This window comes from Azospirillum sp. INR13, from assembly GCF_015390205.1.
Lineage (GTDB): Bacteria > Pseudomonadota > Alphaproteobacteria > Azospirillales > Azospirillaceae > Azospirillum.
In genome coordinates, this window is record NZ_VUOI01000001.1 from 162,321 (window position 1) to 189,035 (window position 26,715).

The following is a 26,715-nucleotide window of genomic DNA, read 5'->3' on the forward strand; positions in this document are numbered from 1 at the left end:
ATTCCTCCCCCGATTACTGCTGCAGCTGCTTCGGCGACTGGTACTTGGTGAAGTCCACCATGGTGCCCAGCACCTGCAGGTAGGCGACGAGAGCGTCCATTTCGGTGACGGTCTTGTTGCCGGTGAAGTTCGCGACCACGGCCTTCGGATAGCGCTTGGCCAGGCCGGCGGTGTCGCCGTCCGGGTTCTTCTGCGCTTCCAGGTCGGCCTTGGCGTTGGCGATCTGCTCGTCGGTGTAGGGAACGCCGACGATCTTCAGCGCCTTCAGTGATCGGCGATGTCGCCGTAGCTCAGCGGACGGTCCTTCATCCAGGCATAGCCCGGCATGATGGACTCCGGCACGACCGCGCGCGGGTCGACCAGATGGGCGACCTGCCAGTCGTTGGAGTACTTGCCGCCGACGCGGGCCAGGTCCGGACCCGTGCGCTTGGAGCCCCACTGGAACGGATGGTCGTACATCGACTCCGCGGCCAGCGAGTAGTGGCCATAGCGCTCGACCTCGTCACGGAACGGACGGATCTGCTGGCTGTGGCAGTTGTAGCAGCCTTCACGGTAGTAGATGTTCTGCCCGGCCAGTTCGAGTGGGGAGTAGGGACGGACCCCCTCCACCTTCTCGATGGTCGATTCGATGGTGAAGAGCGGAACGATCTGGACCAGACCGCCGATCGACACGGTGATCAGCACGAGCACGATCAGAAGAAGCGTGTTCCGCTCGATCAGATCGTGGCTGAATCCCTTTTTTTTCCTGAGCCATTTCTCGCATCCTTCCCTAGCGTCAGGCCGCGCCGACCGCCGCCTTGTGCGGGGTGGTGACATAGGGCTTCTCGATGCGGACATCGCCCTTCGCCGTGCGCCACAGGTTGTAGACCATGATGAGAGCGCCGATGACGAACAGGACGCCGCCCATCGCGCGGATCACGTAGAACGGGTGCATCGCCGCGACGGTCTCCACGAAGGAGTACTGCAGGAAGCCCAGGTTGTCGTAGGCGCGCCACATCAGACCCTGCATGATGCCCGACACCCACATGGCGGTGATGTAGAGCACGATGCCGATGGTGGCGGTCCAGAAGTGGTAGCTGACCAGACGCATGCTGTAGAGCTGCGAGCGCTTCCACAGCACCGGCACGAGATAGTAGATCGCGCCGAAGAGACGAAGGCGACCCAGCCGAGAGCACCGGAGTGCACGTGGCCGACGGTCCAGTCGGTGTAGTGCGACAGGGCGTTGACCGGCTTCACCGACATCAGCGGGCCTTCGAAGGTCGACATGCCGTAGAAGGCGACCGAGGTGACCAGGAAACGCAGGACCGGGTCGGTGCGCAGCTTATCCCAGGCGCCCGACAGGGTCATGATGCCGTTGATCATGCCGCCCCAGGACGGCATCCACAGCATGACGGAGAAGGTCATGCCCAGCGTCTGCGCCCAGTCCGGGCAGGGAGGTGTAGTGCAGGTGGTGCGGGCCGGCCCAGATGTAGAGGAAGATCAGGGTCCAGAAGTGGACGATCGACAGGCGGTAGGAATAGACCGGCCGCTCGGCGCGCTTGGGCACGAAGTAGTACATGATGCCCAGGAAGCCGGCGGTCAGGAAGAAGCCGACCGCATTGTGGCCGTACCACCACTGCACCATCGCGCTCTGCACGCCCGACACGAAGCTGTAGGACTTCATGCCGAACAGCGACACCGGGATGTTGACGTTGTTGCCGATGTGCAGGGATGGCGACGGTCAGGATGAACGCCATGAAGAACCAGTTCGCCACGTAGATGTGCGACTCGCGCCGCGTCATCACGGTGCCGATGAACTGGACCGCATAGAGCACCCAGACGACCGTCAGGTACAGGTCGAGGATCCACTCGGCTCGGCGTATTCCTTGCCCTGGGTGTAGCCCAGGACATAGCTCAATGCCGCGAGCACGATGAAGACGTTGTAGTTCCAGAAAACGAACTTCGCCAGCCCTTCGCCCCCGAAGAGATGCTGACGGCAAGTCCGTTGAACCGAATAGAGCGAGGGTGGCGAAACAGCACATTGCCGCCGAACGCGAAAATCACGGCCGAGGTGTGGACGGGGCGCAGGCGCCCGAAGCTCGTCCACTCCAACCCGAGATTCAGCGCCGGGAAGGCCAGCTGCAGAGCGATGAAGGTGCCGGCCAGGAAAACCGACCACGCCCAGAACACTGCAGCGATCACGAAGAGTCGGATGGCGTCCTCATGGTAACGCACGTCTTCCGACACCCGCTGGCTGCCCAGGGTGGCCCCTGAAGTCAGAGTCGCTGATGTCATACAATCTCTCCCGTTTGCCCCGGGCGGCCGTGAGGCCGCGCCGTCTGGGTTGCCACCACCACTGGGTACGTACTGTTAAGGAGCGGGACAGGTTGCACTCGGGAATGCCAAGAGGGACGCCGGGCGCGCCTGTCTCCAATGGGCCCCCACTATTGTGTAGGGGGGGCTTGTACAACATTGATCTACGTCAACGACCCTGGCGGGCCCGCCCTGCCATCGTTCAGTGTCCTTGCAATCGGCCGGACTGAAATGGACGATAGTTTCATCGCGAAACCCCTTGGTCGACGCCAGATCGACCAGGCCTACCCGCTGGTCTGCGCAATCTCGCCTGGACTGGGGGTCGAGCAATGGCGCGCATTTGCCGCAGCGGTGTTGGGCACCGCAAGCAAGGGTGGTGGCGCCGGACGCTCCGGGCCTGCCCGCGGATGCCGGCATCATCACCGTGCAGAACGCCCAGGGCTACATGCACGGCCTGTTTTCCTACGCGGTGGAGCCGCACCTGCGCCACGGCCGGGGTGCTGAGCGTCGACAACTTCGTGGTGCTGGACCTGTTCGACGTGGCCGGGCATCGCCGAGACCCTGCTGCGGGCGATGGAGGCGCTGGCCCGGCGGCTCGGCTGCTCCGCCATCCACACCACCCTGCCGGAGCGCCATATCCCGCTGGACACCCGGCGCAGCCCGATCCCGACTGTTTCCGCACCGAAGGGCACCGGCAGGAGACGATCCGCTTCTGCAAGGACCTGGCCGTGGTCAACGACAATGCCCCTGCCGTGGCGGAGGGCCTGCGCGGGGTGGAATAGCCACCGGCCTCCGGGACTTTCAGGGATCCGTTGCCAGCGATCCGTTGCGCGGCGGCGATTTGCCGTTAGGATGCGGCCCCATGAGCGACCACCGGCACCAAACCCGTCAAGAAGTACCCGCCGATCCACCTGCAGGCCGGCCGCCAGCGGCGCGTCATGCAGGGGCATCCCTGGGTCTATTCCAACGAAGTCCAGATGGACAGCATCGCCAAGGCGGTTCGCCCGGCAGCCCGGTGCGGCTACTGGACCCCGGCGGGACGCCGTTGGGCATCTACACCTTCAATCCGCACACGCTGATCGCCGCGCGGCTGCTGTCGAGCGATCCGGCGACCGTGGTGGATCACGCCTTCATCACAGACCGGCTGCGCCGCGCGGTCGAGCTGCGCGAGCGGCTGTTCTCCCGTCCCTTCTACCGCGTGGTCCATGCCGAGGCCGACGGTCTGCCCGGCCTGATCGTCGACCGTTTCGACGACGTGGTGACGGTGCAGGCCAACTCCGTGTTCATGGACAACCATATCGACGACATCCTGGCCGCCGTCGACGAGGTGATGGCGCCGCGCGCGGTCATCCTGCGCAACGACGGCAGCCAGCGCGCGCTGGAAGGGCTGGCGGAGGAGACCCGGCTGGCGAAGGGCGAGCTCGACGGCCCGATCCGGCTGGAAGAGAACGGCGTGACTTTCTTCGCCAATCCGCTGGACGGCCAGAAGACCGGCTGGTTCTATGACCAGCGCGACAATCGCGCCTTCATCGCCTCGCTGGCAAAGGGCGGGCGGGCCATCGACTTCTACAGCTACAATGGCGGCTTCGGCATCCAGTGCGCGGTGGCCGGCGCCACCCAGGCGATCGCGGTCGACCGCTCCGCCCTGGCGCTGGAGAACGCCACCCGCGCCGCCGAGGCCAACGGCGTCGCCGACCGCTTCGAGGCGCGCAAGGCCGACGCCTTCCAGGAGATGGAGCGGCTGGGCGCCGCCGGCGAAACCTTCCAGGTGGTGGTGACCGACCCGCCGGCCTTCGTGAAATCGAAGAAGGATCTGGGAGCCGGTTGCCGCGCCTATCGCAAGATGGCGCGTCTGGCCGCAAAGATCACCGCGCCCGGCGGCTTTCTGCTGTGCGGGTCGTGCAGCCACAATGTCGATCCACCGACTTTTGCCGAACAGGTCGCCCGCGGCCTGCACGATGCCGGCCGCACCGGCCGCATCCTGCGCAGCGCCGGTGCCGGCCCGGACCACCCGGTCCACCCGAACCTGCCGGAATCGGCCTATCTCAAGGCGATCGTTCTGCAGCTGGATTGATGGCGTTCGGCTTCGATTGTCCCCCACCTATCCTCCCCCGCCCAAGAGGGGGGAAGATTAGGTGGGGGCTAACGCCGTACCCTCACCGTTCGAACAGGCCCACCACTTCCACATGGGCCGACCACAGGAACTGGTCGACCGGCCAGACCTTCACCAGACGATAGCCGCCATCCACCAGCACCCGCGCGTCGCGGGCGAAGCTGGCGGGGTTGCAGGACACGCCCACCGCCCGCGGCACCTTGCTGCCGGCGAGCGCCGCCGCCTGGGCCGCGGCACCGGCGCGCGGCGGGTCGAACACCACCGCGTCGTAGCGGTTGAGCTCCTTGGCGCTCAACGGATTCTCGAACAGGTCGCGACGCTCCACCGTCAGCCGCAACCCCTGCACCGAGCGGCCGAGCGCCGCCACCGCAGGCTCGTCGCCTTCCACCGCATGAACCGCGGCTTGTTGAGCAAGAGGAATGGAAAAGGTGCCGATGCCCGCGAACAGGTCGGCGATGCGGGCCGCCGGCCCCACCCCCTCGCGCACCGCGGCGACCAGGGCGGCTTCCCCCTCGGCACTGGCCTGCAGGAAGGCGCCGGGCGGCGGCTGGATCGGAACGCCTGCGAAACGAATGAAGGCCGGGCGGCGGTTCGCCACCGGTTCCGGCGCCGCGCGGTCGGTGGGTTGCCAAGCGATGCGGGCGACGCGCTCCGGCTCGAAGGCGACCAGTGCTTCACGGGCGGCACGGTCGAGGCTGCGCGGCCCGACCAGCAGCAGGTCGGTCCCGCCCTCCAGATCGGTCAGCACCACATCGGCATCCCCGCCATCCGGCAGCAGGTCGGACAGCAGGATGCGCAGGGGCTCCACCAGGGCGAACAGGCGGGGCGCCAGGATCGGGCATTCCTCCAGATCAACCAGCCGGTGGCTCTGCCGCTCGTTGAAGCCGAACCAGACCCGCTTGCCGCGCTTCAGCGCGGCAAAACGGGCACGGCGACGGGCGGCGGTAGGCGTACGCGCCAACGGCTCCAGAGCGACATCGCCAAGCCCGACCCGCTCCAGCGCGCCGCGCACCACACCGGCATTCCAGGCGGCGTACGTCGGATCGTCCATCTGCTGGAGCGTACAGCCGCCGCAACGGCCGAAATGGCGGCAGGGCGGCGTTTGGCGATCGGGGCCGGGTTCAAGAACCTCAAGCAGGTCCGCCCGTACGCCCTCCCCTTTGCCGTCGCCATCGGCCGCACGTACACGCACGCGGTCGCCGGTCACCGTGTAGGGAACGAACAGACGCAAGCCTTCGACAAAGGCAATCCCGTCACCGCGCGCACCGACATCGGTGATGGTCACCTCAAGTTCCCGCGTTTCGGCGGGAGCATGGGCGGGCTTGCGGGCGGGCTGGCGTCCCTTGGCGTAGGGGCGCTTTTGCGGGGCGCGTCATGTTGAAGGTCCGTTGGATGCGGGTCTACAGCGCCCCCCTTTACGCCTCCAGCAGCTTGGCGCGCAACGGTTCCGGGATCGGGGTCGGGCGATGGGCTGCCTTGTCGACGATCACCGCCACCGCCTCCTGGGTGGCGGTGCAGCGGTCGCCCAGGAAGATGGCGCAGCCCAGCGTGATGGAGCTGGTTCCCAGCCGCAGGGTCCGCGCGCCGATGCGCACCGTGTTGGGGTAGAGCAGCTCGGCCTTGTATTCGATCAGGCTGCGGGCCAGCACGACGGTCCAGGGGTCCTCCTCGCGGAAGCCGCCCGCCCCGTGCAGCAGGGCGATGCGCGCCTGTTCGAAATAGACGCCGATGGCGTTGTTGTTGACGTGCCCGACCGCGTCCAGATCGTTGAAGCGCACGCGCTCCTCCCACCAGAAGCGATAGAGGTCGGGGCTGGTCAGGTCGGGCGTGCCGGTCATGCTGTTCCCTTGCCGTATAGGTCAATCCGCTTCCGGACTGTGGCGTATGGTCGGGGGGCGGCGCAAGCCCGGCTTCCGTTTACGGGCTCTATTTGCGGCGGACCCCGCGAATTCCCGCGCCAATCGCCGATTGGGCGTGTTATTGGAGTCGGACCAACCCTCCGCAACGGACCGGACGATGAGCAAGGACACCACCAACCAGACGGCCGAGGCGCTGTTCGAAAAGGCGCTGTCGATCGCCGAAAAGCATCTGGATGAGGCGATCAAGGAAGGTGGCCCGCTCGGCCCCTACATCGCCGTCGCCATGATCGAGGCTGCGGTGAACGCCGCCGTGGACGAGACCAGCCACGAAGACGTGATCGACATGCTGCGCGACCTCGCCGCCCAGATCGAGGCGGACGCCGACGAGGCGGAAGAGGACTAAGTCTCAGGCCGACTCCAAGGCTGCTGCGGACCCTGCCTGCCGGCGCGCCTCGCGCCGGCGCAGGATCTCGTAGGCGACGGCGCCCAGGATGGTCAGCGCGATCAGCACCAGCGACCAGCGCGTTGACCGCCGGGGTCAGGCCGGTGCGCACCTTGGTCGCGATGTAGACGGTCAGGGTGGTGTCCAGCCCGCGCACGAACAGCGTGGTGTTGTAGTTCTCGAAGCTCTGCAGGAAGGCCAGCAGGGACGCCGACAGGATCGCCGGCATCAGGTACGGCAGCGTGATGCGCCGGAACACCTGCCCATGCGTGGCGCCGAGGTCGAGCGCAGCCTCCTCCAGCACCGGGTCGAACCGCTCCAGCCTTGCCGAAAACAGCAGCATGGCGTAGGCGGCAATGAAGCTCGATTGCGCGACCACGGTCAGGAACAACCCGCCGCTGACCCCGAACCACTCCCGCCAGAACACCAGGGTGGAGATGCCGACGATCACCCCAGGCGTCAGCAGCGGCGACACCATCAGCGCATAGAGGAAGGTCCTGGCCCGGCTGTGCAGCCGGTCGAGCAGCAGCGCCGCCGCCAGCCCCAGCGGCACGGCCAGCGCGATCACCCCCGCCCCCACCACCAGGCTGGTGCCCCAGCGCCCGCCCACATGCGCTGGTCGTCCCACAGCGCCTGGAACCAGCTCAGCGTGAAGCCCATCCACGGCGTCACCGTGGGAAAGCGGCTGCTGTTGAAGGTGGCCGCCCGCCATGATCCCGAGCGGCAGGAACAGATAGCCGAAGAACAGCACCAGATAGGCGCCGGTCAGCAGACGGCGGAGGCGGGCGGCGGTCATGTCTGCCTTCCCATGGACGGCGGGCTCACTTCGCGATATCCGCCAGCCCCGACGCGGAACAGCCGCATCGCGCCCAGGATGAAGCCGATGCACAGCACCAGCAGGATGAAGGCGTAGGCCGCCCCCTGGTTCCAGTTCCCGCCCTCGAAGAACCAGTTGTAGATGATCTCGGTGAACCAGCGGCTGTTCGGCCCGCCCAGCAGGGCCGGCACGGCGTAGCTGCCGGCCGCCAGCATGAAGGTCATGATGCAGCCGACTGCGATGCCGGGCTTGGCATGGGGAAGCACGATGCGGCGGTGGATGCGCAGCCAGCCGGCGCCGAGATCCCGTGCCGCCTCGATCTGGTTGCGGTCCAGCGATTCGATGGCGTTGTAGAGCGGGAAGACCATGAACAGGATGTAGACATACACCATGCCGACGATCACCCCGCCGTCGCCGCCCAGGAAGCGCCGCGGCTCGTCGATGATGCCGAGATTCAGCAGGATCGCGTTCAGCGGCCCGTTGAAGGCCAGGATGATGTACCAGGAGAAGGTGCGCAGCAGCTCGTTGATCCAGAAGGGAACGACCAGCATCAGGATCAGCAGCGGCAGCCGCCGCTTCGGCGCCACCTGCGCCAGATAGAAGGCGACCGGATAGCAGACGGCCAGCGTGGTCGCCGTGACCAGGGCGCTGGCCCAGATCGTCTTGAGGAAGATCGCCAGATGGATGCTGTTGGTCCACAGGGTCAGGTAATTCCTGACCGTGAACACGTCCTCCGGCCCGCCGAGCTTGGACGGCGGCAGCGACGGCCGGAAGGAGAAGCCGATCATCATCAGCTGCGGCAGCACCACCAGCAGCGCCAGCCACAGCGCCACCGCCAGCAGGATCGCCCCGGTCAGGACCGGGCCGTACCGGCGAAGAACCTCCGTCATTCGGGCGCTGCTCCAGCCTGTTGGACCGGTCCGACGCCTAACATGGGGATTCCCGCCGGCGCAAGCGCGGCTATATGACGATGACGTTCAGACGAGGGGCAGCTTGGCCGATTTGGTCGGTCAGCCGAGATTGTGCTTGGCCACCACCGCGGCGAAATCGTCGCCGAAATGCTCGCCGACGCGGATGACGGAGACGCCGTGCGGGATCTCCTTCAGCGACGGGTGGTCGAGGTTCAGCGAGGTCAGCAGCGCCATCGGCACATGGTGGGTCACGCTCATGGCACGCAGGCCGCGGATCAGGTCGAGGCCGGACAGGCCGTCCATAACCATCGACGCGATGACCATGTCCGGGGGCACGCGGACGGCAAGGCTGATCGACTCGATCGGGTCGGTCACCGTCATGGTGCGGAAGCCGCAGGCCGCCAGTTCCGTCCCCAGCTTCTTGGCGACGACCTTGGACGGGGTGACCAGCATGATCTCGACGTTGCGGACTTCGACGTCGGTGATCTGGAACTCGTAGCGCACCGGCAGCGCGCGGATGATCCGGTTGGTCTCTGCCAGCAGCGGGCTGTTCGGCGCGGTCGACCAGTTCGGAGATGCGGTCGATGAAGATCTGGGCGTCGATCAGCTGCTTCTCGTCCAGCCGCTTCAGGCCGCTGAGGTAATCCTCCAGACGGTGGGCGACGAGGCTGACGGTGGGATAGCCGAAGCTGGTGCCCATGCCCTTGAAGTTGTGGGCTTCCAGCCGCAGGACGCCGATGGTCTCTGCATCGCTGCGCTGGCCCTTCACGCGGTCGCCCAGCGTCGCGTTCATCAGCTCCAGCCGATCGCGCGCGTCGTCCACGAACTCCATGCGCAAGCGGTCTTCGAGGTCGTCGGTCGACAGGTACGAGGCCATGGAGCGGATTCCGGCGCGAGGAAAGAGGTACCCCGAACGTACACCAAAACCGTGCGCCGAAACAGACGCGGCGCGCCCCTATGTGCAAGGGCGCGCCGCGCGTAACGAAATCACCGGGTCGTGTAGGATGTCAGAGCCGCGCCAGCAGCCCCTGGAACCAGGTCAGGCGGTCTTCGGCCTGGGCGATATCCAGATCGAGCCAGGAGGCGAAGTGGGTGTCGCTGCCGACGTCGCTGCCGACATCCGCCCGCTTCAGGTCGCCCAGCCGGGCCAGTTCGGTCTCGCAGAGCGCCACGAGATTGTCGATCTGGTCACGCTGCGACTCGACGTCCAGGAGGTGCAGGAAGCGCAGCTTCAGCGCGATGACCAGCTTGTTCAGCCCATCGGCCGAGGGCGCGCGGACATTGGCGCGCATCAGCGTCTCGAACTCCGCCCGGCCGGTCTCGGTCGGCCCCAGCAGGGCGTTGTCTTCCATGCCGCTGCCGTCCAGCGCCTCGATCAGCCCCTCGTAGCGCAGCATCTCCAGCGAGGTGCCCATCAGATCCAGCGACGGACCCATGATGCGGTCGAGGAAATGACGCACGGAGCCGGCCAGATCGGCGTAGCGCAGCGGCCCGCCCTGGATCAGGGTGCCCAGGACGACGAGGCGCACAGCCTCCTTCGGCATCAGCGAGTTGTCACGGTACATGGCGAACCCCCTGGGCGATGCCCCGGAAAGACAAAAGGACGGCACGGCCGCAGCCGGCCCGCAGCGAAGAAACTGCGAACCGGTCGCAACACTATCCCTAAGTTAGGGATGGTCGATCCATATGTCCAGAGGACAAAATGTCCCCACCGCCAAAGGGGGCTTCTGAGGGGAGCTTTCGCCTCAGGCCGCGAGGCGCAGATCCAGCCGGCTCCACACGTCCAGCAGCGCGTCCACCAGCATGCCCATCTGCGTATCGGTGTGCAGCGGGGTCGGAGTGAAGCGCAGCCGCTCCGTCCCGCGCGGGACGGTGGGATAGTTGATCGGCTGGACATAGATGCCATGCCGCTCCAGCAGCTCGTCCGAGGCGCGCTTGCAGCGGTGTGCATCGCCGACCATCAGCGGAACGATGTGGCTGACCGACGGCATCACCGGCAGGCCGGCGTCGGCGAACATCCGCTTCAGCGTCGCCGCACGCTCCTGATGCTTCGTCCGCTCGGTGTCGCTGTTCTTCAGGTGACGGATGGAGGCCAGCGCGCCCGCCGCCAGGACCGGCGACAGCGAGGTGGAGAATATGAAGCCGGCGGCGAAGCTGCGGACGCAGTCGATCAGCGCGGTGGAGCCGGTGATGTAGCCGCCCTGCACGCCGAACGCCTTGCCCAGCGTGCCTTCGACGATGGTCAGCCGGTCCATGGCCCCGTCGCGCTCGGCCACGCCGGCGCCGCGGGCGCCGTACATGCCGACGGCGTGCACCTCGTCGAGATAGGTCATGGCGCCGTGCTTGTCGGCGACGTCGCACAGGTCATGGATGGGGGCGATGTCGCCGTCCATCGAATAGACGCTTTCGAACGCCACCACCTTCGGCCGGCCGGGAGCGATGCCGGACAGCAGTTCGTCCAGGTGCTTGGGGTCGTTGTGGCGGAAGATGTGCTTCTCGGCGCCGGAATTGCGGATGCCGGTGATCATCGAGTTGTGGTTCAGCGCGTCCGACAGGATCACGCAATTGGGCAGGATCTTGCCCAGCGTGGTCAGCGTCGCATCGTTCGACACGTAGCCGGACGTGAAGAGCAGCGCCGCTTCCTTGCGGTGCAGGTCGGCCAACTCGCGTTCCAGCAGCACATGGTAGATGTTGGTGCCGGAGATGTTGCGGGTGCCGCCGGCACCGGCGCCGACCTGGTCCAGCGCGTCGTGCATCGCCTTCAGCACGTTGGGGTGCTGGCCCATGCCGAGATAGTCGTTGGAGCACCAGACCGTGACCGGACGCTCGCGCCCGTTGGAATCGCGGAAGGTCGCCGTCGGGAAATTGCCCGCATGGCGTTCCAGATTGGCGAACACCCGATAGCGGCCGTCCTGCTTCAGGGTCGCAATCTGGTTGCGGAAGAAAGTTTCGTAATCCATCGCGCGTTCCCGTTCGCGTTCATTCACACGGTCGGCTGCACCGGTTGAAGGCATATGGGCTAGGCCATTCGGTCGGCGCATCGAAGAGGATGGCATGATCCTTACCGTCACGCCACCCGGCATTGATCGAAATCAAGCCGCCGTCGCATGGGACCTTCGCACAAGTGGGATGATACCATGCCCTGTGGATGGCGCATGGCCGCTTCCCGCAATCAGGCCGGCAATTCATCAGGACTTGGAACCGACACGGCAAATGTGGGCTGTACTTCCGCAATGACCATGTGCTCCGTGCGGGAATACGTGCGCATGCCCGCCTTGACCCGCCGGTCACTGGGCCGGTCACTGAAAGAGTTGCAGGATCGCCCATACCGGCAGAATGGCATGGCCCCCGTTGCAACAGGGTGCCGGACGCGAGAAACCAGCGCAAAAAGCCCCCATCGCGCGCATCCGCCGGATCTGCCCCAAGGCAGCCGGCCCCAAGGCAGCCGGCCCCAAGGCAGCCGGCCCCAAGGCAACCGGCCCGGCGGATGCGGACGGGGTTATCCTTACTTGGTGCCGAACATGCGGTCACCGGCATCGCCAAGGCCGGGGACGATGTAGGCGTTCTCGTCCAGATGGCTGTCGAGAGCGGCGGTGAAGACCTTCACGTCCGGGTGCGATTCGTGGAAGCGGCGCACGCCTTCCGGTGCCGCGACCAGTGCCATGAAGCGGATGTCGTGGTCGTCCACGCCATGGCGGTTCAGCACGTCGCAGGCATGGGCGGCGGAGTTGCCGGTCGCCAGCATCGGGTCGACGACGATGAACAGCCGCCCCTCGGCCGGCGGCAGCTTCACCAGATATTCGTGCGGCTGCTTGGTCTCATGGTCGCGGTAGAGGCCGATATGCCCCTCGCGCGCCGACGGCACCAGTTCCAGCAGGCCGGCCGACATGCCGAGCCCGGCGCGCAGCACCGGCACGACCGCCAGCTTCTTGCCCAGGATCACCGGCGCGTCCATCGGCTGCAGCGGCGTCTCGATCCGCTCGGTGGTCAGCGGGATGTCGCGCGTCAGTTCATAGCCCATCAGCAGCGAGATCTCGCGCAGCAGGGTGCGGAACCCGCCGGTCGACCGTTCCTTGTTCCGCATATGGGTCAGCTTGTGCTGGATCAGCGGATGGTCGAGGATGAACAGGTTGGGGAATTCGGGCTGAGTGCGCATGGAATCCGGATCGCGGCTGACGGTTGGGTTGGCCCGATCCTAGCGCGCCCGGGGTGTCGGGGCCAAGCCCATGCCTCATCACCCGAAAGGCGTCCCGATGCGAAAGCGGTCATCGCCTGGAAACACCTTTGATTTCACGGTCGCTTGTTCCAAGCTTGCCGAAACGGTACACAGCCGTCTCTGCCGACCATCAGGCCTCTGAAGAGTATGCGCAGCGAGGAGAAATCGAGGAATGCTGCGAAACATAAAAATCACGAACTTCAAGTCGCTGGCGAAAATCGAGATCGAACTTGGGCGTGTGAATTTATTCATCGGCGCCAACGGTGCCGGCAAAAAGCAACCTTCTCGAAGCGCTCGGAGTGCTCAGCGCGGCAGCGTCGGGGCGCGTCGACGATGAATCGCTTTTACGTCGCGGCGTTCGTCCCGGCGTCCCCAGGCTCTACAAATCAGCTTTTCCGCAAACCAGCCTGGCACAGCACATCGCTTTCGCCGGAGAGGACACGAACGGCGCATCCTATAGCGTCACTCTGTGGAATCCGTCGACGGATCCGAGCCCGGCCTGGAAGTTCAAGCATGAGAATCTGATCCAGCCCGGCAATGAAAAGGCGCTGACCCGTGGTCCGCGAAGCAACACCGGGCTGGAGTTCCAGCAGGGGCTGGCGGCGCTGAAAGTCGCCGATCTTCCCGCGGACTCTCCGGCGGTGCATCTGATGCAGCGGTTGCGGCACTTCGCCATCTACAGTCCGAACACGCCAACCCTGCGCATGCAGGTCACGGATATCCAGTCGCGCGCTCCGGTCGGCCTGTCCGGCGGACGGCTGCCCGAAGCCGTGAACGAACTGCTCCTATCGGCCCGGCGGTCGGACAGCACGGCCCAACTGCTGGACGACGTCGTGGAAATGGTCGATTGGAGCCAGGATTTCTCCGTTGTGCCGTCGACATCGGTCCCTCTGTCCCCTTCGGCGGCGCGGTCGCCTCTGGTCGTCCAGTTCGTGGACCGCTACATGGCGAATACACGCAACCGCCTGTCCGGATACGACGCAAGCGAGGGCGCGCTCTACATCCTGTTCTGCGCCGTCCTGGCCCTGCATCACAGGGCCCCGGAGCTTCTGGCAATCGATAATTTCGATCAGGCGCTCAATCCACTCCTGGCGCGCAAGTTGACCTCGGCGCTGTGCAGGTGGACGGCGTCCTCCAGTTTGCAACGGCAGTGGCTGTTGACGGCCCACAACCCCTCCGTGCTCGACGGTCTGCCTCTGGGCCAGCCGGATGTCAGGCTGTTCGCCATCGAACGTGACAGCAACGGTCACACATGCGTCAATCGGATCGATCTGGCCGAGGCCCTTCGCCGCCGCCCGAACGATGAATGGACCTTGTCGCGGATGTGGGTGAACGGCTATCTGGGAGCCGTTCCCAATGTCTGAACCGTTACGGATCGGCCTCATCGTCGAAGGTCCGACGGACCAGATCGTCATCGAAGCGGTATTGGCCACGGTGCTGCGGGAACGCAGCCGGATCGTCACGCGGCTTCAGCCGGAAGTTTCAGAGGCGTTCGGAGAGCGAGGCACCGGATGGCCCGGTGTCTACAAATGGTGCCGTCAAACCGCCGTCCAGGCTGGCGGAAGCATATCGGGGAACAAGCTGCTCCTCCATTACGATCTCCTGATCATTCATCTCGATGCCGATGTCGCCGACTTGGACTATAGAAGCGGCAACATCGATCCGGACCCCACCGATCTGGCCTTGCCATGCGCGCGCCCGTGTCCCCCGCCGGCTGCGACGACCGATGAATTGCGCCGGGTTTTGCTCAGCTGGTGCGGTGAACCGGCGGTACCCGGGACGACGGTCATCTGCATGCCGTCAAAGAGCACGGAAGCCTGGGTCGTCGCCTCGCTTTTTCCCACCGACCGGGAACTTCTCAGGGTCAATCCCTTCGACTGCTTCGCCAATCCCGAAGGACGGCTGGGCCAGCAGCCCAAGAGACAGCGCATTCGCAAGAGCGTAAGCGACTACCGCACCCACCAGTCGGAACTCGTGAGCCAGTGGCCGCGGATTGCGGGACCGGGTGGTTTGATCGAAGCCGCCCGCTTCGATGGAGAGCTCAGGTCCGCTATAGCCCGGCTTTAACTCCGACGATCCTCGCCCGATCCTCCTCGCCGATGACCGTCGGCATCACCCCCGACCCGCCTTCACCGGAACGGGCTTCGGCTCCGGACGGTCGATGCCGTAGCGGATCACGCGGTTGCGGCCGGAATTCTTGGCCTGATAGAGCGCCCGGTCGGCGCAGACCACCAGATCGTCGACGGTGAAGGTCGGACACCGCCTCCACCAGCCCGAAGGAGGCGGTGACGGGGATCACCCGGCCGTCGGGCAGCATCACCGGCGAGCGCATCAGATCGACGCGCAGCCGCTCGATCACCGCATAGCCCTCGTCCAGCCCGGTTTCCTTCAAACAGACCAGGAACTCCTCGCCGCCCATGCGGAAGGCCTCGTCGAAGCTGCGGACGCCGCGGCTGATGACGGCGGCGGTTGCGGCCAGCACCCGGTCGCCGATGTCGTGGCCGTAGCTGTCGTTGATGCCCTTGAACTTGTCGATGTCGCACAGCGCGACGCAGAAGGGCTGTCCGGTGCGGCGGTAGCGGTTGTGCTCACGCTCCAGCGCCTCGCCCATGCCGCGCCGCGTGCGCAGACCGGTCAGCGGATCCAGGCCGGAGGCGGCGGCGGCGAAGGCGCGCTCCATCCGGCGCAGATGCAGCATGAACTCCTCGAACCGGCCGATCACCCCTTCATACTCGGCCTCGGTCGGCGGCTCGCCGCCGGACGCCTTCAGCAGGATCAGCCGGGCCTGCCGGTGCATCTGCTCGTGCAGGTTGGCCAGCTTCTGCACCGCCGGCTGCTGCAACAGGTCGTCGCGGCTGGCAGCCTGACACCAGGCGGCGAAGGAGGCCGGGGCCGACGACCGCTCCCCGCCGCGGCCCTCACGGTAGAATACGGCGCGCTGCCACTGGCCGATCCAGCGCAGGTGCTCGTCGAGCACGGCGCCGAGCGCCTCGGTTGTGGACGGAGTGGTCGAATCGCTCATGGGCGCATCCTACCCGATGGCGCAAGGTCCCGCCATGCGATCAAGATAAGCCGAAGCATTCGTCTAAAACAGGTCGCTTTCGGGCAAGACCGGCCCTAAAGCCCGGCGACCGTCGACAGGAAGGCGCGGACCAGCGCCGGATCCTTGCGGCCGGGACGATCCTCCACGCCCGAGGACACGTCGACCTCGGTGGCGCCGGTGACGCGCACCGCCTCCGCCACATTCTCCGCCGTCAGGCCGCCCGACAGCATCCAGGGGCGCGGCCAGCTGCGGCCGGCCAGGATCGTCCAGTCGAAGGCGATGCCGTTGCCGCCGGGCAGCGCCGACACCTTGGCCGGCGGCTTGGCGTCGAACAGCAGCCGGTCGGCCACCTCCGCCGCCTCCAGCGCCGCGGTCAGGTCTTCCGGCCCGCCGACCCGGATCGCCTTCATCACCGGCAAGGCATAGCGGGCCTTGATCTCGGCGATGCGGCGCGGCGTCTCGGCGCCATGCAGCTGGATCAGGTCGAGCGGGACCTGCCCGGTGACATGCTCCAGAAACTCGTCGTCGGGATCGACGAACAGCCCGACGGAGCGCACGCCGGTCGGCAGCAGCCGCGCCAGTTCCGCCGCCATCGGTGGGGCGATGGCACGTGGACTGCGCGGATAGAAGACGAAGCCGACATAGCGCGCCCCACCGGCGACGGCGGCGCGCAGGCTCTCGGGCTCGGTCAGGCCACAGATCTTGGCGGCGACGGTCATGCGGTCCCCCCAAAATTGTCATGGATTTCTGCAACGATGCGGCGGGCGGCGGCGGCCGGGTCGGGATCGGCGGTGATCGGGCGGCCGATGACCAGATGGTCGGCGGCCGGCAGCCAGCGCCTCCGCCGGGGTCATGATGCGCTTCTGGTCGTTGGTGGCGGCCCAGGCCGGGCGGATGCCGGGCACCATCAGGATGAAATCGGGTCCGCAGGCCGCGCGGACCAGCGCCACCTCGGCCGGAGAGCAGACGACGCCGTCGACCCCGGACGCCTTGGCGAGCTTGGCCAGCCGCACCACCTGATCGGCCACCGGCACCGACTGCCCGACCGCACCGAGGTCACCCTCGTCCAGGCTGGTCAGGACGGTGACGGCCAGGATCTTCGGCCGATCGGCACCGGCGCTCGCCGCCGTCTCCGCCGCCGCGCGCATCATCGCCGGCCCGCCGGAGCTGTGGATGGTCATGAAGGCCGGCTTCAGCGGCAGCGCCGCGCGCACGCCGCCCGCCACCGTGTTGGGGATGTCGTGCAGCTTCAGGTCGAGGAACAGCGGCGGCCCGTCCTCCCCCACCACGGCGCGGACGCCGGCCGGCCCCTGGGCGATGAAGAACTCCAGCCCCAGCTTGATGCCGCCGACGGCCCCGGCCACCTGCCCGGCGATGCGGCGGGCGGCTTCGATTTCGGTGGTGTCGACGGAGCAATAGATGCGCGAGGCTGGCGCGGTCATGGGAAGGCGGTCTCCAGAACCCGGATGCGGATGGTCCGGCACCCTAGCAAGGGATGGGGCGATGCGCCAGTTTCAACCCTCTGCTCCCCCATCCGCTGCTCCGCCATCCACCGCTCCAGCGCCGCGAACAGGCCGGCGGCGGTGGCGCAGGCGACCGCAAGTGCCGCCGGATCGGCAAGCTCCCGCTCCAGCCTCACCACCAGGGCTTTCCAGGCGCCCGCCATGTCCAACCCGTCCGACGCCAGGAAACGGGCTCCGCGCCGGGCGTCATACCCCAGCGCGCGGGTGATCCCCGGCAGCATCGCCCGCCCACCATGGGCCGAGCCGTCCAGCACGTAGCGCGCCGCCAGCCGGGCCGGCGCACTGTCCAGCGGCGGCAGCCCCACCATGTCCGGCAGCGTATCCGGATCGGTGCCGAGCACCCGCAGATCCTCGCGCAGCAGCGCCATCCGCGCCGAACCAGCCTCCCCCAGCGCCCGTTCGACCGGCGCGTTGAAGCCGTAGAGCAAGGCCAGCGCGCGGGCATACTGGTCGGCCGTGATGTCCGGCCGGACCAGCGGCTGCAGCACTGCCGCCTTATCCAGCCGGTCGTGGCTTTCCCGCGTCGCGGCGCGCAGCGCCTGCCTTGCCGGTCCCATGTTTCCTCGATTCCCAGTTCCGGTCAGGTCGGCGCCAGCACGCCGGGCAGCGGCGTCGGATCCCCGGTCGAGCCCTGGCTGGATTCCTGCTGCCGCGCCCACAGGGCGGCATAGGCGCCGCGGGCGGCCAGCAGGTCGGCGTGGCGGCCGCGTTCGATCACCCGGCCGGCCTCCAGCACCAGGATCTCGTCGGCGTCGATCACGGTGGACAGCCGGTGGGCGATCACCAGCGTTGTGCGGCCGCGGCTGACTTCGCGCAGGTTGGCCTGGATTTCCCGCTCGGTGTGGGTGTCCAGCGCGCTCGTCGCCTCGTCGAACAGCAGGATCGCCGGGTCCTTCAGGATGGTGCGGGCGATGGCGACGCGCTGCTTCTCGCCTCCGGACAGCTTCAGCCCGCGCTCGCCCACCGTGGTCTGATAGCCATCGGGAAGCGCCATGATGAAGTCGTGGATGTGGGCCAGCCTTGCCGCCCGCTCCACCTCCGCCGGGCTGGCGCCGGGGCGGCCATAGGCGATGTTGTAGAAGACGGTGTCGTTGAACAGCACGGTGTCCTGCGGGACGATGCCGATGGACGCCCGCAGCGAGGCCTGTGTGACGTCGCGGATGTCCTGCCCGTCGATCGTCACCCTGCCGCCGTTGACGTCGTAGAAGCGGAACAGCAGCCGGCTGATGGTGGACTTGCCCGCCCCGGACGGGCCGACGATGGCGACCGTCTTGCCGGCCGGCACGGTGAAGCTGACATCCTTCAGGATCGCCCGGCGCGGATCGTAGCCGAACTCCACCCCCTCGAAGCGGAGTTCCGCCCCGTCGACCTCCAACGGCTTCGCGTCGGGACCGTCGGCCACCTCGCGGTCGACCGCCAGCAGGGTCACCATCGATTCGATGTCGATCAGCGACTGCTTGATCTCGCGATAGACGACGCCGAAGAAATTCAGGGGCTGGTAGAGCTGCAGCAGATAGGTGTTCACCAGCACGAAGTCGCCCAGCGACATGCTGCCGTCGACGATGCCCTTGGCGGCCATGCCCATCACCACCGCCAGCCCCAGCGAGATGATCGCCGACTGGCCGACATTCAGCAGCGACAGGCTCTGCTGGCTGCGCACCGCCGCCGCCTCATAGCTCTGCAGGGCTCCGTCGTAGCGGCGGGCCTCATGCTCCTCGTTGCCGAAATACTTGACCGTCTCGTAGTTCAGCAGGCTGTCGATGGCCTTGGTGTTGGCCTTGCTGTCGGTGTCGTTCATCAGGCGGCGGAACTTGATCCGCCATTCCGACACGAAGAAGGTGTAGAGGATGTAGCCCATCACCGTGACGAAGGTAGCCAGCGCGAACCAGATGCTGAACAGCTTCCACAGGATGGCGCAGACCAGGGCGATCTCCACCAGCGTCGGCACGATGGAGAACAGGGTGTAGCGCAGCAGCGATTCGATCGCCCGCGTTCCGCGCTCCAGCGAGCGGGTCAGGCCGCCGGTCTGGCGTTCCAGGTGGAAGCGCAATGACAGCGCATGCAGGTGCCGGAACACCGACAGCGCCACCTTGCGGATGGTGCGTTGCGCCACCGTGGCGAAGACGGCGTCGCGCAGTTCGGCGAAGATCAGCGAGGTCACGCGGGCAAGGCCGTATGCGACGATCAGTCCCAGGGGGATGGCGACAACCGCATTCACCCCCGGCACCGCCCCGCCGGCCGGCGTCAGGGCGTCCACCGCATGCTTGTAGAAGATCGGCACATAGACGTTGGCGACCTTCGCCCCCACCAGCAGGAGCATCGCCAGCACCACCCGCACCCGCGTTTCCATCGAATCGTGCGGCCAGATGTAGGGTGCCAGCGAGCGGATCGCCGCGCGCAGATCGCCGGAAGGACGGGAGAATGCGCCGGAATCGGAGCTGGCCGGGGTGCTTGGCGGAAGACTGCGGCGCATCGGTCTGTTCGGGTCTCGGGGACTGTTCGGGAAATCGCGGCGGGGATGGCGCCGTTCCGAAGAGCCGTCGCAAGGGATTGGGGTCAGGCGACCTAACCTAGGAACCCGTGCGGCGTCGTCAAAGGGGCATGTCGCCTCTTTGGCACGTTTTTGGCGCGGCCCTGGTCAGCCTGCGGTGCATTTCCTGTCGCCATGGCAACGGACTGGAAACCATCTTCCTCTACCCTGCCGGGCGTATCGCGTTCGATCCGCACCGCAGACCAAGGCATTTGACCATGCAGAACGCCAGTTTCGCCGGCCGATTCAAGGTGGGCACCCGCATCCAGGTGGGTTTCCTTCTGATCCTCGCCCTTCTCACCCTGGTGGCCGCACTGGGCGTCCGGTCGCTGTCGACGGTGGAGGAGGGCTTCACCCGTTATGCGTCGATTTCCGACAACTCGATCAAAATCTCGGACATCGACAGCCTGGTCGCGAACATGCGGCGCAACGTGGTCAACTATTCCTTCTCCGGGAACAACGCCCTGGTCGCGCCGATCCAGGCGCAGCAGAGGACTCTGTCGGAGATGCTGAGGACCTCGCGGGACACTACGCTGGATGAAGGGCGCCGCGCCCTCATCGCGCGCATGTCGCAGAAGGTCGACAGCTACAGCGCCAACTTCGCCCAGCTGGTGAAGCTGCGCGAGCAGCGCGACCGGCTGGTGTCGGACGAGCTGGTGCCGCTGGGCGTCAAGGCGCGCGAAGAACTGAGCCAGGTGATGGCCGCAGGGATCGCCACCGGCGACTTCGAGGCCTCCGCCTACGCCGGCCAGGCGCAGGAATCGCTGATCCTCGCCCGCCTCAGCGCCCAGCGATTCCTGACCGATCCGACGGCGAAGGCCGAGGAGGAGGTGCGCACCCGCATGGAAGGTTTCATCAAGACCGCCGGCGCGCTGGCCGCCCGCCTGACCGATCCGGCGCAGAAGCGCGCCGCGGAGGATGCGGTGCAGAGCGCAACCCGTTACCTGGACAGCTTCAAGCGCGTTGTCACCGCCGTCGGCGACGCCCAGACGCTGGCCTTCGTCACCATGGTGAAGGAGGCGGAGGAGTTCGGCGAACTGGTTGAGAAGACCGTCGCCTCGCAGTCCGATGCGCGCAAGGCGGTGCTGACCGGCGCGCAGACCGACATGGAGCGCACCTCCACCCTGCTGATCGGCATGGCGGTCGGCGCGTTCGCCATCGGCATCCTGATCGCCCTGGTCACCGCCCGCTCCATCGTCCGCCCGGTGGTGCAGATGACCGGCACGATGACGGAGCTGGCCGCCGGCAACCTCGCCGTCGACGTTCCCGCCCTTGAGAACCGCGACGAGATCGGCCGCATGGCCAAGGCGGTCCTGGTGTTCAAGGAGAACGCCATCGAGAAGAAGCGGATGGACGAGGCCGAGCGCGAAAGGCTGGAGGCCGAACGCCGCACCGCCGAGGCCCAGCGCGCCCGCGAGCAGGCCATCGGCGAGGAGATCGCCGGCCTGATCGACGCCGTGTCGAAGGGCGACCTGGAACGCCGCATCGATCTGGCCGGCAAGGACGGCTTCTACAAGACGATGTCGGAGGGCATCAACCGCCTGACCGACACGGTGGAGGCGGTCATCGCCGACCTGGGCGAGGTGCTGAGCGCGCTGGCCCAGGGCGACCTGAACCGCCGCGTCACCCGCGACTACCAGGGTGCCTTCGAGCGGGTGAAGACCGACGTCAACGCCACCTCCACCCGGCTGGCCGAGATCGTCGGGCAGATCACCCAGGCGGCCGAGACCATCGCCGCCGCCGCCGCCGAGGTGTCGCTCGGCTCCTCCGACCTCGCCGACCGGACCGAGCAGCAGGCCTCCTCGCTGGAGGAGACCGCGGCCAGCATGGAAGAGCTGGGGGCGACCGTGCGTTCCAACGCCGACAATGCCCAGCGCGCCAACGTGATGGCGACCCAGGCCCGCGGCTCCGCCGAGTCGGGCGGCGGCGTCGCCGGCTCCGCCATCGAGGCGATGCGCCGGATCGAGGAATCCAGCCGCAAGATCACCGACATCATCGGCGTGATCGACGAGATCGCCTTCCAGACCAATCTGCTGGCGCTGAACGCGGCGGTCGAGGCGGCGCGCGCCGGCGATGCCGGCCGCGGCTTTGCCGTGGTGGCGCAGGAGGTGCGGCAGCTCGCCCAGCGCTCCGCCCAGGCGTCGAAGGAGATCAAGGGCCTGATCCTGGACAGCGACGCCCAGGTGAAGGACGGCGTCGATCTGGTCAGCAAGGCCGGCGACGCGCTGCAAGGCATCGTGTCGGGCGTGCAGCAGGTGGCGACCCTGATCGCCGAGATGGCCTCGGCCTCGGCCGAGCAGGCGACCGCGCTGGACGAGATCAACTCGACCGTCGCCAACATGGACGAGATGACGCAGAAGAACGCCGCCCTGGTGGAGGAGACCACCGCCGCCGCCCAGGCGATGAGCGGTCAGGCCGGCGACCTGAAGGCGCTGGTCGGCTTCTTCAAGTTCGATCAGGCCGTCGGTTCCGGCTATGCCGCGGCACCCCACGCCATGACCGGCGCCTACTCCGCCCCGACCACCCGCCGCACCCCGGCCCAGCCCCCCACCCAGGCCTCGGCCCGCGGTACGGCCGCCAAACCGGCGGCGAAGCCTGCCGCCCGCGGCGCCGGCACCGCCCACGGCAATGTTTCGGCCAAGCCCGCCGCCCGCACCGACGCCCCGGCGCGCGGCACGGCGACGGCGGTCCCGGTGCTGAAGCACAGCGTCAGCGACGACGACGACTGGAAGGAATTCTGAGCGGAGAAGATCAGCCGGCCTTTGCGCTAAAAGCCTGGATTAACGAATCGGTGGGGATTGCGTGCTGCAATTCCCGCCGATTTCTTTTTTGCGCTTTCGTCCTTGGAGGACTCCATGTCCCGCCGCCCCCTCAGGCACCGCCTTCTCCCCCTCGCCGCCCTGCTGCTGCTCGGCGGTCCGCTGGCCGGCTGCGGTGCCGTCACCGGCGTGGCCGGCGGCGCCGTAAGCCTCGCCGACACCGCCGTGGACGTCATCGGCACGGTGGCCGAGACGTCGGTCGACGTGGTGACCGCGCCGCTGCGGTAAAGGGCTGTGGGTTTTCAGGCGGTACTTTTCCATCGTCATCCCCGCGAAGGCGGGGATCCAGGCTTACCCATTGGTTTTCACTGGGAAAACTGGATTCCCGCCTTCGCGGGAATGACGGCCGAGAGAGTTCCCACGCTCTTCTCAGTCGATCAAATCCTCGACCTCGCGGATGCGGCCGTTGTCGATCATGAACTGGACCAGTTCGGGGCGCTGCTTGCCCAGCGTGAAATGGCGCTGGCGCACGGCGGCGACCAGTTCGCCCCGGCGGCCGAGGATGTCGTCGGCGAATTCGGTCATGCGCAGGTTGGGCCAGGTCTGGGCGCGGATGGCGACCACGGCGGCGACCGCGTCGGCGGCCGGGCGGTCGGGCTGGGCCTGGGCCAGGATCATGGTCAGGGCGGCGGTGGAACGCGACACGCCGGCATGGCAATGGACCAGCAGGTGCCGGCAGTCCACCGGATCGGCCAGCAGGTCGCGGCCGAAGGCCAGGATGCGTTCGACGTCCGCGCGTTCCGGCGCGATCTGGCCGCGGGTCGGCTCGATGATGTCATGGAAGCGCAGTTCCAGCCGCTCATGCTCGCCGTAATCGCCGAAGTCGCTCGGCTCGGTCATCTCGGGATCGAGGATGGACAGCACATGGCTGACCTTGCCGCCGCCGAAATTGCAAAGCTCGCGGAGACCGCAGACGGTCAGGCCGAAGGGAACGAAATCGCTGGCCATCATTCTCTCGTTCGATTGCGGATAAGGGGGAAAGCGCGGGGCCGGGGGCCGCATTTGGCACCCCGCGCCGCGCCCCCGTCAACCCGGCAACCGTTCGTATGCGGGCCACTTCGCCCGGATAAGGCCGATCAGAACACGTTGAACAGGTACAGCAGGATGATGATCGGGATCGGAATGCCGACCAGCCACAGCAGGATGCCTCGCATGGCGCGTCTCCTTCCTTCGCTCTGATGGATGTCTTGGCCGGTGCTCTTGGCCGGTGCGGTCCCGGCCGTCTCATCCATCATCAACAGCCCAGGTGCCGGTTCGTTGCAGCGGCGCGACCGACTGATAAGGAGATGCGCCGAAGGAGATCAGTCCTCCCCGCCTCCATCAGCGCCATCCGCCTCGCCGCCATCCGCAGCGCCGCCGGCATCGTCGCGCGGGGGCTGCGCGGCAGGGCGCGGGCGGGGCTGGCGCAGCTTCTTCAGCAGCAGGGAGAAGGGCTTCAGCGCGGTGTCGAGGATCGCCTGATCGCCCTCCAGCCGCGACAGCAGGAAGGCGCCGGCCTCCAGGGTGGAGACGCTGTCGCGCCGCGGCTCCTTGCGCGCCTGCCCGTAGAGCGAGCGGAACTGCGGGTTCAGCACGATGCGGCGGCATTTCAGCAGCCAGGCATTGCGCCACCACAGGGTCTTGGCCTGGCTCCAGGTGCCGTCCAGGACGATGACGCCCTCCAGGTCCTCCAGGATCTCGGCGCTGTCGCGGAGCGGCTGGCCGTTCTTGTCGACCACCGCCACCTCGGCCCGCGGGGCGCCGCCCTCCTGCACCGGGCCGAGATACAGCACGCCCCAGCGCTTGGGATCGACCTCGCGCCCCAGGATGCGCTTCAGCCCCGGCCAGCTCAGCCCGACCTTCACCATCGAATTGGCGAACTGCAGATGGGCGATCTGGGCGGTGCCGAGATTCTCCCGCTTCTCCTGCGGGTGCTGCAGGATCAGCAGGAACACGCCGTTGTCGATCGGCTGCACTGCCTCGCAAATGCACAGGTGATTAGGTTTTAGGCAGTTGGGGCAAGACTCGGGGGCGGGGGCGCTGTGCATGGGAGGTACGCATTCCTTGAAGAGGATTGGCCGCGAATATGGGTTGGAATGGCGCGGAAGGGAACACATCTCACTCGCAGAGCGGCGGCTGCCAACCGAACGGTGACCGCCGCCACGGCATGTACGACAGATCCCCCCGACCACACCCCGTGTCATACCGGTTCATCTGGGTTCAAAGTGGCTTCGTATAAACCGTTTGTAGAGACTTATTCGTGTGTCATGGACCTCGTGTGACGCGCTTAACAGCTGGCCTGGAACTTGCGTAATTAGTATCCAGGCAAACAGGACGACGGGTGGGCCAGGACCGGCCTTTGTCAGGCTGATCCACGGTGCCATCCGGCGCTCAGAAGGAGACCTGCCATGCTGCCCGCCCACCTTGCCGACCGCCTGCTGAAGCAGCGCCGCGATGCCGACACGGCGGAATTCGCCCGCCAGCTGCCGCTCTATGCGCCGCTGGACGCTGACGATCCCCGCTGGATGACCGAGCCGGACGACTCGGAGCAGGCCGCCCGCCGCGAGCCCGATTGGGCGACCGACTACTGAGCGGCACCTCCTGACGGCACTCACCGGCCGGCGGCAGCCGGGCGGTGACCCGACGGGCCGCTTTCCCGGCTTGACTGTCGGGTGTCGGACATCTGCCACCGGTTTCCGACCCTGGGATCTCCGATGTCGGGATCTCCGGCATCGCGCCAACCCTCCTCCTCCCGGACGAGGGTCCAGCGGCCCGGACGTCCGCCGCGGCAACGTTCCAGCGCGACGGACCAGCGCGGCGCCCCCAATCCTGGCAGGCCTCCGGCCGGGCGCGGGGCCCTATCCTCCTCCTCATCCGAACTGGGTGCCGCATCCAGCCGCCAGCGCGTCACCGCGGCGCTGAGCCCTTCCGGCCTTCCGCCTCTGCGGCCCGGCATGCCTGCGCCGAGATCCAGCAGGAAACCGGTCACCCCCGACGACTCGGCGGCCAGCTGCAGCCGCCGGCTGGCGGTGAGGTCCAGCCCCTCCAACTCGCCCAGCACCGCCGACAGGGCGGAACAGCGCAGCGCCTCCTCCATCGCCCACAGCGCGTCGACCGCCCGCACCGCCCGCACCGCCACCAGCCGGTCCGGTGTCAGCCCATAGGCCGCCAGACCCGGCGCATGGAGGTCGCGTCCCCGCAGGATCCACAATGCCGGAGCCTTCGGCGTCGCCAGCCGGCCCAGCAGAGTGGCGGCGAAGCCGGTGCCCGCACCCGGATCCTCCGCCGTCACCGCATGCAGGCAGCCCAGCGGCAGGCCGCCGTCGGGCAGATGCGCGTCGATGGCCTCCACCCCGAACGGCAGGGTCCGCCCTCCTTCACCGCCCGCCCCCTCGATCCGCCGGATGCGCGCGCGCAGGTCGGCCAGCACGCCGGCACGGTCGCGCGGCGCAGACTCAGCGGGCACGGAAGGGGACGGCAGGCTGGACATGACTCGGCTCCGCTCGACAGGCATATGTTCCTGATATGTTCTATCACGAAGCCTTGTCGAGGGGGAGTCTGCGACTCCTGTCTTGTGATGGGATAGGATCCTGGGACCGGATGTGCCGGGACCAGAGCGCCCGGGTCAGTTGGCGATGGGCGTGGCGCCGATCTTGCCGCGCGGTGCCGCCTTGATGGTCGGGCCGGCATTGTCGACGGGCTTTTCCAGGGTGGTTGAGGTGCCGCGGCTGCCGCGCGGCGTGTTGCCCTTCAGGCTGAGCAGGTGCAGCCGGACATAGGCGGTGGAGCCGCCGGCCTTCACCGCGACCCAATCGCTGTTGCGCACCCGGCCCAGCGTGCTGACCGCCTGCCCGGCGCCCAGCGTGGCGACGACGCCCGACCCGGCGGCGGGCTTTGCATAGACCGGTGTCGGTCTGTCCACCTGCCATTCCCCATACATCGGCTCCAGCCCGGCCCCGCTGTCGGGCGCGGTGCGCACGGTCGGGGGGTTGGGGATGCGCTGGTACGGCATGCAGCCGGGAACCGTCAGCGTGACCAGGGCCACCATCAGCGGAAGGGTACGCACGCGCCGGATCATCGCTCACCTTGAACGGGGCAGAGTGAAGGCAGGAAGGCCATCGGCCTTCGGCGCGACCCATACAGGAGGCGGGGCTTCCTTCGCTACCGCAGC

At 67.3% G+C, this 26,715-nt stretch carries 23 protein-coding genes and 6 pseudogenes; 8 read left to right on the plus strand and 21 right to left on the minus strand.

Annotated features, from left to right (window positions below; all coding sequences use genetic code 11):
* Positions 1 to 13: 13 nt before the first annotated feature.
* A pseudogene (gene ccoO, locus F1643_RS00805) lies at positions 14 to 816 on the minus strand (cytochrome-c oxidase, cbb3-type subunit II).
* Positions 776 to 2,274, minus strand: a pseudogene (gene ccoN / locus F1643_RS00810) (cytochrome-c oxidase, cbb3-type subunit I). The pseudogenes ccoO and ccoN overlap by 41 nt, the downstream one beginning before the upstream one ends.
* Before the next feature lie 515 nt (positions 2,275 to 2,789).
* Here ccoN and F1643_RS00815 point away from each other — a divergent pair.
* Together F1643_RS00815 and F1643_RS00820 are read left to right on the plus strand one after the other, a co-directional pair.
* Entirely contained in the window at positions 2,790 to 3,074 is a 285-nt protein-coding gene (locus tag F1643_RS00815; protein ID WP_194909866.1) for a hypothetical protein, read from the plus strand.
* A gap of 156 nt (positions 3,075 to 3,230) precedes the next feature.
* Positions 3,231 to 4,366 (plus strand): annotated as a pseudogene (locus F1643_RS00820) (class I SAM-dependent rRNA methyltransferase).
* A gap of 82 nt (positions 4,367 to 4,448) precedes the next feature.
* Here F1643_RS00820 and F1643_RS00825 read toward each other — a convergent pair.
* Together F1643_RS00825 and F1643_RS00830 are read right to left on the minus strand one after the other, a co-directional pair.
* Complete coding sequence (locus F1643_RS00825; protein WP_194909868.1) at positions 4,449 to 5,690, minus strand: methyltransferase; 1,242 nt, start codon at positions 5,688 to 5,690, stop codon at positions 4,449 to 4,451.
* A gap of 130 nt (positions 5,691 to 5,820) precedes the next feature.
* The gene (locus F1643_RS00830) at positions 5,821 to 6,243 is read right to left on the minus strand and encodes a thioesterase family protein (RefSeq protein WP_194909870.1); all 423 of its coding nucleotides are present in this window, start codon (positions 6,241 to 6,243) and stop codon (positions 5,821 to 5,823) included.
* Between the two features lie 178 nt (positions 6,244 to 6,421).
* On the opposite strand from F1643_RS00830, the gene F1643_RS00835 reads away from it, so the two are divergent.
* Positions 6,422 to 6,667 carry a hypothetical protein gene (locus tag F1643_RS00835; protein WP_014248877.1) on the plus strand — a complete coding sequence of 82 codons (246 nt, stop codon included), beginning with the start codon at positions 6,422 to 6,424 and terminating at the stop codon, positions 6,665 to 6,667.
* 232 nt (positions 6,668 to 6,899) lie between these two features.
* On the opposite strand, the pseudogene F1643_RS00840 reads toward F1643_RS00835, so the two are convergent.
* The 7 genes and pseudogenes from F1643_RS00840 to upp form a co-directional block, all read right to left on the minus strand.
* Positions 6,900 to 7,502 (minus strand): annotated as a pseudogene (locus tag F1643_RS00840) (ABC transporter permease); the annotation flags it as partial.
* On the minus strand, positions 7,499 to 8,413 hold the full coding sequence (locus F1643_RS00845) for an ABC transporter permease (RefSeq protein WP_194909872.1): 915 nt from the start codon (positions 8,411 to 8,413) through the stop codon (positions 7,499 to 7,501). The pseudogene F1643_RS00840 and the gene F1643_RS00845, both read right to left, overlap by 4 nt.
* Before the next feature lie 120 nt (positions 8,414 to 8,533).
* Entirely contained in the window at positions 8,534 to 8,938 is a 405-nt protein-coding gene (locus F1643_RS24290; protein ID WP_370540434.1) for a PleD family two-component system response regulator, read from the minus strand.
* A 106-nt stretch (positions 8,939 to 9,044) separates the two neighbouring features.
* Positions 9,045 to 9,311: pseudogene (locus F1643_RS24295) on the minus strand (Hpt domain-containing protein); the annotation flags it as partial.
* A gap of 130 nt (positions 9,312 to 9,441) precedes the next feature.
* The gene (locus F1643_RS00855) at positions 9,442 to 9,999 is read right to left on the minus strand and encodes a hypothetical protein (RefSeq protein ID WP_149223973.1); all 558 of its coding nucleotides are present in this window, start codon (positions 9,997 to 9,999) and stop codon (positions 9,442 to 9,444) included.
* A 180-nt stretch (positions 10,000 to 10,179) separates the two neighbouring features.
* Positions 10,180 to 11,394 (minus strand): 5-aminolevulinate synthase, encoded by a 1,215-nt coding sequence (gene hemA / locus F1643_RS00860; protein WP_194909874.1) that lies wholly within the window; start codon positions 11,392 to 11,394, stop codon positions 10,180 to 10,182.
* Between the two features lie 545 nt (positions 11,395 to 11,939).
* Positions 11,940 to 12,590 (minus strand): uracil phosphoribosyltransferase, encoded by a 651-nt coding sequence (gene upp, locus F1643_RS00865; RefSeq protein ID WP_194909876.1) that lies wholly within the window; start codon positions 12,588 to 12,590, stop codon positions 11,940 to 11,942.
* 323 nt (positions 12,591 to 12,913) lie between these two features.
* On the opposite strand from upp, the gene F1643_RS00870 reads away from it, so the two are divergent.
* Positions 12,914 to 14,014, plus strand: a complete 1,101-nt coding sequence (locus tag F1643_RS00870; RefSeq protein WP_206692252.1) for an AAA family ATPase — start codon at positions 12,914 to 12,916, stop codon at positions 14,012 to 14,014.
* The gene (locus F1643_RS00875) at positions 14,007 to 14,717 is read left to right on the plus strand and encodes a hypothetical protein (protein ID WP_194909879.1); all 711 of its coding nucleotides are present in this window, start codon (positions 14,007 to 14,009) and stop codon (positions 14,715 to 14,717) included. The genes F1643_RS00870 and F1643_RS00875 overlap by 8 nt, the downstream gene beginning before the upstream one ends.
* Here F1643_RS00875 and F1643_RS00880 read toward each other — a convergent pair.
* The 5 genes and pseudogenes from F1643_RS00880 to F1643_RS00900 all read right to left on the minus strand — a co-directional run bounded on the left by F1643_RS00880 (position 14,701) and on the right by F1643_RS00900 (position 19,689).
* On the minus strand, positions 14,701 to 15,672 hold the full coding sequence (locus tag F1643_RS00880; protein ID WP_255542267.1) for a diguanylate cyclase: 972 nt from the start codon (positions 15,670 to 15,672) through the stop codon (positions 14,701 to 14,703). The genes F1643_RS00875 and F1643_RS00880 overlap by 17 nt on opposite strands.
* Positions 15,673 to 15,767: 95 nt before the next feature.
* Entirely contained in the window at positions 15,768 to 16,412 is a 645-nt protein-coding gene (locus F1643_RS00885; RefSeq protein ID WP_194909881.1) for a phosphoribosylanthranilate isomerase, read from the minus strand.
* Positions 16,409 to 17,135 (minus strand): annotated as a pseudogene (gene pyrF, locus F1643_RS00890) (orotidine-5'-phosphate decarboxylase). The gene F1643_RS00885 and the pseudogene pyrF overlap by 4 nt, the downstream one beginning before the upstream one ends.
* Positions 17,132 to 17,773 (minus strand): biliverdin-producing heme oxygenase, encoded by a 642-nt coding sequence (locus F1643_RS00895; RefSeq protein WP_255542268.1) that lies wholly within the window; start codon positions 17,771 to 17,773, stop codon positions 17,132 to 17,134. Before F1643_RS00895 ends, pyrF begins: the two are co-directional and overlap by 4 nt.
* Before the next feature lie 23 nt (positions 17,774 to 17,796).
* On the minus strand, positions 17,797 to 19,689 hold the full coding sequence (locus tag F1643_RS00900; protein ID WP_194909883.1) for an ABC transporter ATP-binding protein/permease: 1,893 nt from the start codon (positions 19,687 to 19,689) through the stop codon (positions 17,797 to 17,799).
* 275 nt (positions 19,690 to 19,964) lie between these two features.
* On the opposite strand from F1643_RS00900, the gene F1643_RS00905 reads away from it, so the two are divergent.
* The gene (locus tag F1643_RS00905; protein WP_194909884.1) at positions 19,965 to 22,487 is read left to right on the plus strand and encodes a methyl-accepting chemotaxis protein; all 2,523 of its coding nucleotides are present in this window, start codon (positions 19,965 to 19,967) and stop codon (positions 22,485 to 22,487) included.
* Positions 22,488 to 22,601: 114 nt separating this feature from the next.
* A complete protein-coding gene (locus tag F1643_RS00910) occupies positions 22,602 to 22,793 on the plus strand; it encodes a hypothetical protein (protein WP_194909885.1) in 192 nt (63 codons plus the stop codon).
* Positions 22,794 to 22,934: 141 nt separating this feature from the next.
* Here the strand turns inward: F1643_RS00910 and F1643_RS00915 are convergent, their stop codons facing one another.
* The 3 genes from F1643_RS00915 to F1643_RS00925 form a co-directional block, all read right to left on the minus strand.
* A complete protein-coding gene (locus F1643_RS00915) occupies positions 22,935 to 23,516 on the minus strand; it encodes a tyrosine phosphatase family protein (RefSeq protein WP_255542269.1) in 582 nt (193 codons plus the stop codon).
* 125 nt (positions 23,517 to 23,641) lie between these two features.
* Positions 23,642 to 23,800, minus strand: a complete 159-nt coding sequence (locus F1643_RS00920; protein WP_194910179.1) for a hypothetical protein — start codon at positions 23,798 to 23,800, stop codon at positions 23,642 to 23,644.
* A gap of 66 nt (positions 23,801 to 23,866) precedes the next feature.
* Positions 23,867 to 24,520 carry a DTW domain-containing protein gene (locus tag F1643_RS00925; protein WP_370540422.1) on the minus strand — a complete coding sequence of 218 codons (654 nt, stop codon included), beginning with the start codon at positions 24,518 to 24,520 and terminating at the stop codon, positions 23,867 to 23,869.
* A gap of 432 nt (positions 24,521 to 24,952) precedes the next feature.
* Between F1643_RS00925 and F1643_RS00930 the strand changes: the two genes are divergently transcribed.
* On the plus strand, positions 24,953 to 25,135 hold the full coding sequence (locus F1643_RS00930; protein WP_194909887.1) for a hypothetical protein: 183 nt from the start codon (positions 24,953 to 24,955) through the stop codon (positions 25,133 to 25,135).
* A gap of 20 nt (positions 25,136 to 25,155) precedes the next feature.
* On the opposite strand, the gene F1643_RS00935 is transcribed toward F1643_RS00930, so the two are convergent.
* Together F1643_RS00935 and F1643_RS00940 are read right to left on the minus strand one after the other, a co-directional pair.
* Positions 25,156 to 26,034 carry an ImuA family protein gene (locus F1643_RS00935; protein ID WP_194909888.1) on the minus strand — a complete coding sequence of 293 codons (879 nt, stop codon included), beginning with the start codon at positions 26,032 to 26,034 and terminating at the stop codon, positions 25,156 to 25,158.
* Positions 26,035 to 26,169: 135 nt separating this feature from the next.
* The gene (locus tag F1643_RS00940; protein ID WP_244442478.1) at positions 26,170 to 26,610 is read right to left on the minus strand and encodes an SH3 domain-containing protein; all 441 of its coding nucleotides are present in this window, start codon (positions 26,608 to 26,610) and stop codon (positions 26,170 to 26,172) included.
* Positions 26,611 to 26,715: the final 105 nt, after the last annotated feature.